This window comes from Pectobacterium odoriferum, from assembly GCF_009931295.1.
Taxonomy (GTDB): Bacteria; Pseudomonadota; Gammaproteobacteria; order Enterobacterales; family Enterobacteriaceae; genus Pectobacterium; species Pectobacterium odoriferum.
Genome location: NZ_CP034938.1, coordinates 2,980,011 through 2,992,315, shown reverse-complemented (window position 1 = coordinate 2,992,315; position 12,305 = coordinate 2,980,011). Strand labels below are relative to the sequence as shown.

General features: G+C 52.3%; 11 protein-coding genes. 3 read left to right on the top strand and 8 right to left on the bottom strand.

The genetic code is table 11. The annotated features are described in order from the left end of the window. Window positions 1-9: 9 nt before the first annotated feature. The 3 genes from rplY to EO763_RS13320 all read right to left on the bottom strand — a co-directional run bounded on the left by rplY (window position 10) and on the right by EO763_RS13320 (window position 2,450). Window positions 10-294: a 50S ribosomal protein L25 gene (rplY, locus tag EO763_RS13330; protein ID WP_161529231.1), complete on the bottom strand. Its 285-nt coding sequence runs from the start codon at window positions 292-294 to the stop codon at window positions 10-12. Window positions 295-429: 135 nt separating this feature from the next. Next, a complete protein-coding gene (radD, locus tag EO763_RS13325) occupies window positions 430-2,208 on the bottom strand; it encodes a DNA repair helicase RadD (RefSeq protein ID WP_161529230.1) in 1,779 nt (592 codons plus the stop codon). A gap of 2 nt (window positions 2,209-2,210) precedes the next feature. Next, window positions 2,211-2,450 (bottom strand): YecH family metal-binding protein, encoded by a 240-nt coding sequence (locus tag EO763_RS13320; protein ID WP_161529229.1) that lies wholly within the window; start codon window positions 2,448-2,450, stop codon window positions 2,211-2,213. Window positions 2,451-2,674: 224 nt separating this feature from the next. Between EO763_RS13320 and rsuA the strand changes: the two genes are divergently transcribed. The 3 genes from rsuA (at window position 2,675) to EO763_RS13305 (ending at window position 5,330) form a co-directional block, all read left to right on the top strand. Then, window positions 2,675-3,370 carry a 16S rRNA pseudouridine(516) synthase RsuA gene (rsuA, locus tag EO763_RS13315; protein WP_044204698.1) on the top strand — a complete coding sequence of 232 codons (696 nt, stop codon included), beginning with the start codon at window positions 2,675-2,677 and terminating at the stop codon, window positions 3,368-3,370. Between the two features lie 41 nt (window positions 3,371-3,411). Next, on the top strand, window positions 3,412-4,602 hold the full coding sequence (locus EO763_RS13310; protein ID WP_103940650.1) for a Bcr/CflA family multidrug efflux MFS transporter: 1,191 nt from the start codon (window positions 3,412-3,414) through the stop codon (window positions 4,600-4,602). A 383-nt stretch (window positions 4,603-4,985) separates the two neighbouring features. Then, complete coding sequence (locus EO763_RS13305; RefSeq protein ID WP_039489995.1) at window positions 4,986-5,330, top strand: YejG family protein; 345 nt, start codon at window positions 4,986-4,988, stop codon at window positions 5,328-5,330. A 41-nt stretch (window positions 5,331-5,371) separates the two neighbouring features. Here the strand turns inward: EO763_RS13305 and yejF are convergent, their stop codons facing one another. From yejF to EO763_RS13280, 5 genes are all read right to left on the bottom strand, one after another. Further along, entirely contained in the window at window positions 5,372-6,988 is a 1,617-nt protein-coding gene (gene yejF, locus EO763_RS13300) for a microcin C ABC transporter ATP-binding protein YejF (RefSeq protein ID WP_161529228.1), read from the bottom strand. A 1-nt stretch (window position 6,989) separates the two neighbouring features. Beyond that, the gene (locus tag EO763_RS13295; protein ID WP_161529227.1) at window positions 6,990-8,015 is read right to left on the bottom strand and encodes an ABC transporter permease; all 1,026 of its coding nucleotides are present in this window, start codon (window positions 8,013-8,015) and stop codon (window positions 6,990-6,992) included. Continuing rightward, window positions 8,012-9,109 (bottom strand): microcin C ABC transporter permease YejB, encoded by a 1,098-nt coding sequence (locus EO763_RS13290; protein ID WP_010294799.1) that lies wholly within the window; start codon window positions 9,107-9,109, stop codon window positions 8,012-8,014. The genes EO763_RS13295 and EO763_RS13290 overlap by 4 nt, the downstream gene beginning before the upstream one ends. A 9-nt stretch (window positions 9,110-9,118) precedes the next feature. Continuing rightward, a complete protein-coding gene (locus EO763_RS13285; protein WP_161529226.1) occupies window positions 9,119-10,927 on the bottom strand; it encodes an extracellular solute-binding protein in 1,809 nt (602 codons plus the stop codon). A gap of 340 nt (window positions 10,928-11,267) precedes the next feature. After that, entirely contained in the window at window positions 11,268-12,296 is a 1,029-nt protein-coding gene (locus EO763_RS13280; RefSeq protein WP_161529225.1) for an LLM class oxidoreductase, read from the bottom strand. Window positions 12,297-12,305: the final 9 nt, after the last annotated feature.

The window sequence follows — 12,305 nt, the reverse complement described above, 5'->3', positions numbered from 1 at the left end:
CAGCGCAAACTAAACGCGAACGAAGTCGATGTGAGTCAGTTTTGGCTTGTAAACGTGACGTTGTACAGCCTGAACTTTAACTTGAACTTCTTTGCCATCGATAGACAGGATCACTGTTTCACCATAGAAGCCATCTTTCACTTCTTGGTTTTTTACTGAATCGTGATCCAGTTCGATAGATACTGGTGCTTCTGAACCACCGTAAACGATGGCTGGGAATTTACCAGCTGAACGCAGGCGGCGGCTCGCACCCTTACCCTGACCTTGACGTGCTTCTGCTTTGATAGTAATCATTTTCTTCTCTACTTATATAAAGTAATCCTGCTACAGGCGACCCAGCAGCAGGTTGGGTTATTCAGCTTTTGCGAACAAAAGCGGGCTGAATTCTAGCGGAATATGGCTCTGCGGGCAAATGAATCCCAAAATTACTTAGCCGCGGAGCTCGTTGGCGCGGCGGAAGCGCCCCTGATAATCAAAGAGCTTTTCGCGTATTTGCCAGAATTTTCCGTGTTTGCGGGCGACGACAAAATCAGGCGCGCGTAATAAAGGTTGCTGTGCGATGACGTCAGCGGCATTGTGCCAGTTAAACGGGGTTCCCGGTGCACGTTGGTGAACACGCAAAAATTGTTGCAGGAAGACGTGGCGCTGAGCGGTAGTGTGCAGACGAAAACGTTCGCTAACTTCGGCACCTTCCTCATCGTGGTAGGTAATCTTCAGCCATTCTCCTTTCGCATCCTGCCCCTGCTCGAAACTCATGCCGCTACAGCGCAGAACTAGCGCATCTTTCAGTTTCAGCGCCGCTTTTAGCATATCGTCAGGATCAACCAATACCTCGTCACACTGGTGGCAGCGCCGTGCGGCAATATCATTTTCCGCACCGCAGTGTGGACACACTTTAAACCGAAACCGGAAATTACACTGCTTGCGTTGGCCGCTTTCCGCCATTTCCCAACCCTGACAGCGGCGGCCATAGTGTTCGATGATGTCGCCATCTTGGGTGGTTTTTCCCCAGAATAGATTGGCAAAGCCACATTCAGGGCAGAAGACCTGTACCGGTTGGCTACCAGCATGCGGTTTACTGTTGCCTACCTCGGGCGTATAGAGATCGTGCGGATTACCAGCGTAATCCAGTATCAGGCAGTCCGTTTTCTCCGGATACAAACGTAAACCGCGCCCGACGATTTGCTGATACAGGCTGACGGATTCTGTTGGGCGAAGGATGGCGATGAGATCGACATGCGGGGCATCAAAACCAGTTGTCAGCACCGCCACGTTGACCAGATACCGCAGCGACTGCTGTTTAAAAGCCTCAATCAGCGCATCACGTTCCGCTGCTGGCGTATCGGCGCTGACCAGCGCAGCCTGACCGTTTGGTAGCAAGGCCGTAATTTCTTTGGCATGTTCGACGGTGGACGCAAAAATCATCACGCCGCGCCGCGTTTGCGCATAATCGATGACCTGGCTGATGATGTGCGGCGTAATACGCTGCTGACGTTTGAGTTCGAGGTTCAGGTCGGCTTCGCTGAATAGCCCGTTGCTGCGGGCGACGAGCTTACTGAAATCATATTGCACCACTGGCATATCCAGTCTGTCTGGCGGCACCAGAAAGCCATGCTTGATCATATAACGCAGCGGCAGCTCATAGATGCAGTCGCGGAACAAACTGCGTTCGTCGCCACGGATCATGCCGTGATAGTGATACTGATATATCCAGCCTTTGCCAAGCCGATAGGGCGTGGCGGTTAAGCCGAGCAGCCGAAGCTGTGGGTTAGTCTTTTGCAGGTGCTGAATGATTTGTTGATATTGGCTGTTATCGTCGTCGCTAATGCGGTGGCATTCATCAATGATCAGCAGGGAGAAGGCATTGTCGAACTGGTCGAGATTACGCGCAACGGACTGCACGCTGCCAAAAACCACCTTTCCCTGACTCTCTCGCTGCTGTAGCCCCGCCGCGAAGATATCCGCTTCCAAATCCAAGGCACAGTATTTGGCATGGTTCTGTGCGACCAGTTCTTTGACGTGAGCGAGCACCAGTACGCGACCACGAGCAAGCCGCGCCAGCTCGGCAATCACCAGGCTTTTCCCCGCACCGGTAGGCAAAACAATGACGGCCGGTTGGGTGTGACGGCGAAAATAGTCGAGTGTGGCGGAAACTGCCTCACGCTGGTAAGGCCGTAGTGTGAACGAGGCAGACTGTGTGAACGACATAACTAGTGCTGGCAGATTTTACTGGCGCTGGTGGTAAAGCCTGCATCGTGCGGGATGAATTTCCCGCGCTCAGACAGAAACTGTACCAGCATTGAGGCCGTCATATTTTCGGCGGAACAGGTGTGAAAACGCGCTGCGCGGCCGAAGCGGGCTTCTATAGTGCTAATCAGCTGTTCGGTGGTAAACGACTCATTGGATGCGAGCATCATTTGCAAAACTTCATGACCGTGAATAGATGACATGCGATTGCCCTCAAAAGATAGAAAATTGCCCCTATTATGCCTGTTGATAATACCCGGCGCGAGAGATAAGCAAGGGGAGTGCAGCCTGAAGGTTGGCTAAAAAGAGCAAGTTATGGACGGTGAATTGCAGGACGAGCAGGCAAAGCCCCGTTATACTACGATCTCACAATTTAGGGTCTCACGATTTGAGACTGGCAGTTATTTGAGACAGGTAGTGAGTTTTAATGCGATTGGACAAATTTTTATCCCAGCAATTGGAAATTAGCCGCTCACTGGTAGCGCGTGAACTCCATGCACAGCGTGTTACCGTTGATGGTGAAGTGGTAAAAAGCGGCGCGTTCAAGTTATCCCCTGAGCATAATGTTGAGTTTGATGGCGAACCGCTGAAACAACAGAATGGCCCGCGCTATTTCATGTTGAATAAGCCTCAGGGCTATGTCTGTTCAACGGACGATCCCGATCATCCCACCATTCTGTATTTCATGGATGTCCCGGTGGCGTACAAACTGCATGCAGCGGGACGTCTGGATATCGATACCACCGGATTGGTACTGCTAACTGACGACGGGCAATGGTCGCATCGCATTACCTCGCCTAAGCACCAGTGTGAAAAAACGTATCTGGTGACGCTGGAACAGCCGCTGGCCGAGGACACCGCCGCACAATTTACGGCGGGCGTGCAATTGCATAACGAGAAGAACCTCACCAAACCTGCTACGCTTGAGAAGATAACGGATTATGTCGTTCGACTGACGATTAGCGAAGGTCGCTATCATCAGGTGAAAAGGATGTTTGCTGCGGTGGGGAATCGGGTCGTTGAGCTGCATCGTGAACGAATCGGTGGCATCTGTCTGGATAGCGAACTGGAACCGGGGGAATACCGAGAGTTAAGTGCAGAGGAGATCGCCAGCGTAAAATAATGCATGCATAGCATGACCTTTTTTCTAATCTGGAGTTATTAGTGCAATTACGCCGCTCTTCTCATTTCGGGCTGATTTTTATTCTCGGCCTGATTTCGATGCTAATGCCATTAGCTATCGATATGTATTTACCTGCGTTGCCGACCATTGCTAACGAGTTTGGCGTGGGGGACGGTCATGTCCAAATGACGCTCAGCACCTATGTGCTGGGTTTTGCGATTGGCCAGATGTTTTACGGGCCGATGGCGGACAGTCTGGGGCGCAAGCCTGTCATTCTCGGCGGTACGCTGGTTTTTGCGTTTGCAGGCGTGGCCTGTGCGCTGGCACAAACGGTAGAACAACTGATCTACATGCGTTTTCTGCACGGCGTCTCCGCTGCGGCGGCTGCAGTGGTGATCAATGCCCTGATGCGCGATATGTTCTCGCGGGATGATTTTTCTCGCATGATGTCGTTTGTCGTGTTGGTGATGACCGTCGCACCGCTCATTGCGCCCATTGCCGGTGGCTGGCTGCTGCTGTGGTTTAGCTGGCATTCCATTTTTTGGACGATCTCTGGTGCGGCTTTTCTGGCGTCAGCGCTGATTTTCTTTTTTATCAAAGAAACCTTACCGCCTGCGAAGCGACAGAAATTTCATTTGCGCACCACCATCGGGAACTTTGCCATCTTGTTCCGCCACAAGCGGGTGTTCAGTTATATGGTGGCAAGTGGGCTTTCGTTTTGCGGCATGTTTTCCTTCCTGAGTGCCGGGCCGTTTGTGTATATCAACCTGTATGGCGTTTCTCCTCAGAATTTTGGTTACTATTTTGCCCTTAACGTCGTCTTTCTGTTTGTGGTGACGCTGTTTAACAGCCGTAATGTACGACGGTTGGGTGCGATGGCGATGTTCCGCACGGGGCTGGTCATTCAGTTTGTGATGGGGATATGGCTGGTTATTGTCTGCCTGTTCGATCTCGGCTTCTTACCGCTGGTGTTTGGCGTGGCTCTGTTTGTCGGCTGTATTGCGATGGTGGCGTCGAATGCGATGGCGGTTATTCTTGATGACTTTCCTCATATGGCAGGGACGGCATCGTCATTGGCTGGCACACTACGCTTTGGTCTGGGCGCGATTGTGGGGGTTATCCTTTCTCTGGCCTCATTCAACAGCGCCTGGCCGATGGTGTTATCGATGGCAATCTGTTCGATAGGTGCCTTTATGCTGTATCTGTACGCAACCCGTTCTCCCGCGTCCTGATTTTCCCTTCTTCTCAGATGCAGGAAAGGTGTTCCTGCATCTGAGTCTGTGCTCTCTTATTCCTCATTGTCCTTCTTAAGGCGATACCCAGGCATGGTTTTTTGTTTTGTTAATGTAAAATATTTGACCCAAAAGTGAACGGACGGGCTAAAAAGGGTTGAGATATTAAATGGAAAAGGTTACATATAGCCGGAAAAGAAGAAAGATTCGTGATCGATTTGGCATTAATAGTCCTTGCAATAAAATCTGTTAGCCACTATCACGATATGAAAAAAGTGTGTTTGTTGTTTTTTTGTTCGCTAAAAGTGGCAAGAAATGGTGTGAACACGCTACTATGATAAATATGTTACTATTTTGTGAATTATTACCTGAGGAAAACAGTAGTGGACAGTTTCCAACTTTCGGTAGTTCATCGTTTGCCGCAAAGTTATCGCTGGTTATCGGGTTTTACAGGTATCAATGTTGAACCGATTCCGCTGAGCGGCAGAGAAGAAGAAAACAACCTGATTGGTCTCAAACTATTGAGCCACGATGGCGATATTGCATGGAACATCATGCGCCAGCTGAATCAATCCCTGTCTGAAATACAGGTTGAATGCGCCGTTCTGGAATGGGAAGGCGAGCCGTGTCTGTTTTTACATCGCAATGATGAAAGCACAGCAATGTGCCGTCTTAAGAATGTCGGTGTCGCTATCGCTGAGTCCGTATCGGCACAATATCCCTTTTAAATCGCAGCGTCAGCAGATTGGCGCTGCGGTATCCCCGCATTTTATTCCGACTGCGTTTCCACCGTGTAGGATGAAAACTGTAGCAGTTCCTGCGTGTAATGTTTGGCAGGGTGCGCGAATACCTGTTTGCATTCTCCCTGTTCGACCACTTCGCCTTGTCGCAACACAATAACCTGGTGGCACAGAGAACGGATAACCTGTAAGTCATGGCTGATAAACAGGTAGGCGATTTTGTGCTTTTCCTGTAATGATTTCAGCAGCGCCAGAATTTGCGCCTGAACCGTTCTGTCCAGCGATGACGTGGGTTCATCGAGGATCAGCAGCTCGGGTTGCAGTATCAGGGCGCGAGCGATAGCGATACGCTGACGCTGACCACCGGAAAACTCGGATGGATAGCGGTAGCGGGTTGTGGGATCCAGTCCGACTTCCTGCATCGCCTCAACCACGCGCTGGTCGCGTACCTCTTTGCTCAACTTATGATGGACGGTCAATCCTTCCGCAATAATCTGCTCCACATTCAGCCGCGGGTTTAGCGCGGAATTTGGATCCTGAAAGACAACCTGAATCCGGTGGCGGAAAGGCAGCATTTGCTTGCGGGTTAGTCCTTGCAAGGGCTGGCCGTCAAACCAGATATCGCCGCGTGATTGAATTAGGCGCAGCAGCGCTAATCCAGTCGTGCTTTTTCCTGAGCCGGATTCCCCCACCAGACCCAGACTTTCGCCACGTCGCAAGGTGAAATTGATATTGCTCACTACCTGCTTTTCGTCAACGGTACGGCGCAAAAGGCCACGTTTGATGGGAAACGAAACGTGCAGTTTTTCCACCCGCAAAAGAGGTTCGCCGTCATCCGTTACCGGAAGCGGCTCGCCCGACGGCTCCGCATCCAGCAACTGGCGCGTGTAGGGGTGCTGCGGTGCGCTGAAAAGCTGCTGGCAGCTATTGTGTTCCACTGCCTGACCCGCTTTCATAACCGACACGTTATCTGCCAACTGACGGACAATATTCAGGTTGTGGGTGATGAACAGTAAACTCATCCCCAGTTCCTGCTTCAGCTCGTTCAGCAATTTTAATATTTGCGCCTGAACGGTCACGTCTAGCGCCGTTGTGGGTTCGTCGGCAATCAGCAAATCCGGCTGTGTCAGCAGCGCCATCGCAATCATGACGCGCTGGCGTTCCCCGCCGGAAAGCTGGTGCGGGAAATCATTCAATCGACTTTTAGCCTGCCGAATACCCACGCGATCCAGACAGGTGATGACTTCGCTGCGGGCGGCCTCGGTGAGCATGCCCCGATGGAGCGAAAGCACCTCAATCAGCTGTTTCTCGATGCTTTGCAAAGGGTTAAGCGACACCATTGGTTCCTGAAAGATCATCGCGATCCGATTGCCACGTATCTGACGCAGTGTTTTTTCATCGGCGTGCAGCAACGATTGCCCCGCAAAGCGGATATCCCCTTGCGGATAAACCACGGGCGGGGAGGGGAGCAAGCGCAACACCGATAGCGCGGTGACGCTTTTCCCCGAACCTGATTCACCGACCAGCGCCAGCGTCTCACCTGCGTTTACCGCCAGTGAAAGCTGGTCGACAACGCGCTGCTCCTGACCGCCTTTGCGGAAGGCAATGCTGAGATTATCTATCTGCAATAAAGGTGAACTGGACATATTAATGCGCCTTGCTGGGGTCAAAGGCGTCGCGCACCGCTTCGCCGATAAAAATGAGTAAGGAAAGCACGATGGAAAGCACCATAAATACGGTAATGCCCAGCCACGGTGCCTGAAGGTTATTTTTCCCTTCCAACAATAAGGTGCCTAGTGATGGCGAGCCCATCGGCAGACCAAAGCCGAGAAAATCCAGCGATGTCAGCGTGGTAATCGAGCCGCAAAGAATAAAGGGCAGATAGGTCAGCGTAGCGACCATCGCGTTTGGCAGCATGCAGCGGAACATAATGGCACGGTCGCTGACGCCCATCGCCTGCGCCGCACGAATATAGTCAAAATTTCGGGTACGCAGAAATTCCGCCCGTACCACGCCAACCAGACTCATCCAGCCGAAAAGCACGGTAATGCCTAATAACCACCAAAAATCCGGCTGAATCACGCTGGACAGCAAGATAATCAGAAATAGCGTCGGCATGCCGGACCAGACTTCGATAAAACGTTGCCCCCATAGGTCGAAACGTCCGCCGTAATAGCCCTGCGTCGCCCCGACGACGATACCAATCACGCTGGACAGGATCGTGAGCGCCAGACCGAATAGCAGTGAGATACGGAAGCCGTACATTACCTGGGCGACCACGTCTTTCCCCTGACTGTCCGTGCCCAGCCAGTTCTGCCCGTCTGGTGCAGAGGGGAAGGACGCTGTCGTGGCGTAGTTTATGGTGTCGTAGCTGTAGTGAATCAGCGGCCAAATAGCCCAGCCGTGGCTGCTGATATGCTTGGCGATATAAGGATCGCGGAAGTCAGCGGTGGTATCCAACTGTCCGCCGAACGTCCGCTCGCTGTGGTCAACAAGCACCGGCGTATAGAACTGGCCGTCATACTTCACCAGCAGCGGTTTGTCATTGGCGATCAGTTCGGAAAATAGGCTGACGATAAACAGCACCATGAAAATCCACAGCGACCAGTAACCGCGACGATTACTTTTAAAACGCGCCCAGCGCGCCTGATTAATCGGGCTTAAGCGGCTCATTGGCGTCCCTCAAAATCGATCCGCGGATCCACCAGCGTATAGGTTATGTCGCTGACGATATTCAGCAATAAGCCGATCAGCGTGAAAATGTACAGCGTGCCGAACATGACAGGATAGTCACGTTGCAGCGTGGCGTCATAGCCCAACAAGCCGAGCCCGTTGAGCGAGAACATCACCTCAATCAGCAGCGAACCGGTGAAAAACATACTGATAAACGTGGCGGGGAAACCTGCAATGACTAGCAGCATGGCATTACGGAACACGTGGCGGTAGAGAATGCTCTTTTCATCCAGCCCTTTAGCGCGCGCGGTAACCACGTACTGCTTGCGAATCTCATCCATAAAGGAGTTCTTGGTGAGCATGGTTAAGGTGGCGAAACCGCCAATGACGGAAGCCAGAACCGGTAGGGCGATATGCCACAAGTAATCGGTAATCTTGCTGTACCACGGTAGGGTGTCAAAATTGCTGGAAACCAGCCCTCGAAGCGGGAACCAGTCCAGATAACTGCCGCCTGCGAACAGTACAATCAAAATGATCGCAAACAAAAACGCGGGAATGGCATAGCCGATAATGATTAACGTGCTGCTCCAGGTGTCGAACGGTGTGCCGTTCTTCACGGCTTTTTTGATGCCAAGCGGAATGGAAATCAGGTAAACAATCAGCGTACTCCACAGCCCCAGCGTGATAGAAACCGGCATACTCTCTTTAATGAGTTGCATCACCGAAGAACCCCGGAACAGGCTGTCGCCGAAGTCAAAACGCACGTAATCCCACAGCAGGGTAAAATAACGTTCATGGATCGGCTTATCGAAGCCATAGCGCTTGGTGATTTCCTCGATGACTTCTGGGTCAAGCCCGCGCGAACCTCGGTAAGCGTTCTCGATATTCGGTGCGCCGCTGGTGCCTGTTCGTGCCATTCCGGCATCCATTCCGCTACTGGCGGTGTAACCACTGCCGTGTCCCATTTCAATTGCCGCGATGGCTTGATCTACCGGGCCGCCGGGGGCAATTTGCACAATGAAGAAATTAATTGTGATGATCGCCCACAGGGTTGGAATGACCAGCAAGAGGCGGCGTAACAGATACGTTCCCATTTTTATTCCTTAACGTCGCTCTGCGGGCAGCGTAGCCGCCTGTTTGGTGTCAAACCACCAGCCATCAAAGCCAAGCGAATAGGCCGGGCGTACAGCAGGCATGGCAAACTTGTTCCAATAGGCGAAACGGTCATGATTGAAATACCACATCGGGATCATGAGCTGATTCCAGGTCAAGACCCTGTCCAGCGCGCGGCCTAATGACAGCAGGGGGACTTTCTGCCCTTGATGCTTAACGATTTCCTCGATGAGAGAATCAATCGCGGGATCGCTGACGCCCGGTCTGTTGTAGGTCGAATCGATATACTGCGAGCTCCAGCGGATTTGCAGGTCATCACTGGGGTAAAGGAATGCGCTGTAAACCGTGGCCGTCATATCGAAATCCCGCTTACGGATACGGTTGTTAAACTGCGTGCTGTCGATGTTACGTACGTTCATGGTGATGCCCAGCTTTTTCAGGCTCTGCTGAAAGGGCAGGACATACTGCGAGTTGCCAGCGCTGGGCAATAGCAGTTCAAAGGTAAACGGCTGTCCGGTTTTGCTATTGACCAACTTTTGATCTTTCAATTCCCAGCCAGCCTCTTCTAGCAGCTTGAGTGCCTTCAGCCAGTTTTGCCGATCATAGCCGCTTCCGTCGGAGGAGGGCGGTTGATAACTGGGGCCAAAAACCTCGGCTGGCACCTTGTCCTTCAGCGGCGTCAACCATGCCAGTTCCTCTGCACTGGGTTCGCCTTTAGCAGCATACTCTGTATTCTGGAAATAGCTGTCGGTACGTTGATAGGCGTTGTAATACAGCGCCTTGTTCATCCAGTTGAAGTCAAATGCCAGTGCTAACGCCTGACGAACTCGGCGATCCTGAAACAGCGGTCGCTGGATATTGAATGCCAGCCAGCGCGTATCCTGAGCGGATTGGTTGACCTGATCCTGTTTGATGATGTAGCCGCGCGCAAAGTTGCCGCCCTGATATTGCGTCGCCCAATGCTTTGGCGAGCCTTCTTCACGCAGATCGAAAGCGCCAGCTTTAAAGGCTTCCAGTGCAACGCTGTCGTCGAGATAGTAGTCGTAGCGGATTTTATCGAAATTGTACTGGCCTTTATTTACTGGCAAGTCGGCACCCCAATAGTCTTTCACGCGAGAGTAGGTGACATATTGTCCGGTACGATAGGCGGTGATGCGGTAAGGCCCACTGGCCGGAGGTGGATACGATAGCGGATCGCTGAGTTTATGATTCTTCCAGAATTTCTCTGGCATGATAGGCAATGTCATCAGACTGAACATGCGGTTTTTGTCGGATACGGGAAAATCGAAGCGTACGGTCAGCGGTGCAACGGCCTTGGCGGTGACATCTTTAAAATAGAGGCGAAACTGTGGCACGCCCTGCGTCATAAACATGTTGTAGGTAAACGCGACGTCAGCAGCGGTGATGGGTGAACCGTCATGAAAGCGGGCTTTGGGATTTATCTCGATCTCAATCCAGCGGAAATCCGCCGAATGACGTGTCGTCAGGGCGACCAGCGGATAATAGCTGCCGGGTTCGTCATCAGAGGAGACAAAGAGCGAATCGTAGAGGCGGTTAGTTCGTGCCGCTGCCACGCCACGTAGCGCGTAACGGTTGAAATTGTCAAAGGTACCCAATGAGCTGAGGGTGATGCTACCGCCTTTGGGAGCATCAGGATTGACGTAATCAAAATGGCTGAAGTTCTCGGCATATTTGGGATCCCCCAAAAGTGCAAAGCTGGTGCTGTTTTCAGTCGTCTCGGCATACGCACCAAGATGGGCCGTGCAAAGCAATACGGCAGCGATAACGCGCTTTAACATCTGACGGTAATCTCCTGCGAGTGGACGTTATCTGGCTAGGCATCGTCTGATGTGGACACACCATATCGTAACGTCAACAATGCCGATTTTCGCGGCATAAAGTTCTTGAAATAATTAACATTCCCATCGGGAAGTTACGTGTTTTCTTTTTATCATGAAATCAGGTGATAATCCTACCTTAATCACGGCCTGCTAATGTTTCAGGTTGTTGAGTCAGTCATATTTTGCGCAGTATGCCGCAGAAGAGGGGGAAGCTGCGGTATTTGGGGGCTTTAAATCGGAAGGGTTCGTCTACAAATGCCAGTTTAATGGGGGCGCAAAGACCCCCTCATTCAGGCTATCACCACGGAGTTGCGAGCACTGGCGACGCCTCGTGCGATGGGAAATGTGGTAGTACGTCCTCAGCCAACTCTTGAATGACCTCCGCGGCTGGCCGCTCCGAGAACTGAATACCCAGCGCAGCATGGTTGACACCTGCTTGTTGCCATTCCTCCAGCAAAGCGATGAGACCTTTACGTCCCGTGCGCAAAACATAGCCACCACGCAATGGGGTGCGCGGGTGATCGGGGTCGTCTACCAAGTCTAGCCATTCGTTGGTCATGTGCGGCCGGAATCCACCATCGGGAATCAGGTTGCGCCAGGCTCGGATCTTTTCTGCCAGGCGTTGTGGCCCCTGACGGTTGTGTGTAGCTTCGGGATAGGTCAGCCAGCCATCTGCATGATCGGCGATCCATGCTAGGGACTGGCCGGACGAACTGGTAACGATTAGCGGAATTGCGCCAGTGGTGGGCTTGGGTAAGAACTCTGCACCGTCGATTCGGCCCAGAGGAGAATCAATAGACGGGGTGGCCGCTTGCATCAACTGGCGAAAGTACGCCACTGTCTGCGAAAATCGTTCGCCGCGCTCACTATGTTCTAGTCCATACGCGGGAAACTCGCTGGCTCGGTCACCGGAGGCGATGCCCATCACCAATCTGCCACCCGATAGCTGGTCGATGGTCGTAGATGCCTTGGCTAGGTCGATCGGATGACGTAGGGAAAAGACTGCGCTGCCTGTTGCCAGCGCAATCCTCTGCGTTTTTGCTGCAAGGAAAGCCAGATAGGTGAAAGGATCGAATACCTGTCCTGCATCGCCGAATGACGGGTCAAACAGCGGCACATCGCGCACCCATACGGCGGCGAAGCCGCGACGGTCGATGTCCGTCACCAGGTCCGCTTGCCCAGCCAACACACGCATGTCACCTTTGTAGAAGCGTAGCGGCAAGAAGATTCCGATGGTCAATCGGTCAGGAGCGAACATCCGCCGATAACCCAGATGTGTGGAAAATGCGGCAAAAGAAGCACCGCCTGAAACCTGGATAGCTGTCATGATTAGTAT